Here is a 417-nt window from a genome sequence, read left to right as displayed (position 1 = left end):
CCCCCTTGTTCATAAAATGACATCCAGTCCGTTTTCCAAGAAGCGTATCTGTCACCTGCATAAAAAATAGATGCGATATAAGGACTCACCGAGTCCGCTTCTGTACCAAACTCTCCTGCCAAATACATTTTAACCAAAGAAGATGATGGGGAATTATAATTTGGAAAATGAACAATACGACAAGGAATTCCTCTGTCCGACAAATATTGATACAACAAGTTGGACTGTGTTTCTTTTCCGGAACCGTCTGTACCCTCAATCACAATTAACTTCCCTTTCATACCTTAGAAAACTCCCCTCATTTGTAGTCTATCGAGCTATATCAAATATCAATTCCGTTACATGACTATATTTTTATTAAAATGAAATTTACTCCGAATTGGATTAAAGTTCTTTCTTCATTATACTATATAAAAC

At 35.7% G+C, this 417-nt stretch carries 1 protein-coding gene; it reads right to left on the bottom strand.

Annotation, left to right across the window (positions count from 1 at the left end; translation table 11 throughout):
* On the bottom strand, positions 1–281 hold a 281-nt coding region (locus tag EVJ32_RS16025; protein ID WP_370276284.1), incomplete at its 3' end, for a dTMP kinase.
* Positions 282–417 lie beyond the last annotated feature (136 nt).

This window comes from Exiguobacterium sp. SH5S4, assembly GCF_004337045.1.
GTDB lineage: Bacteria > Bacillota > Bacilli > Exiguobacteriales > Exiguobacteriaceae > Exiguobacterium > Exiguobacterium aurantiacum_A.
Note: the sequence above shows the minus strand (reverse complement) of the source record. Positions and strands in the feature narration are given on the sequence as shown.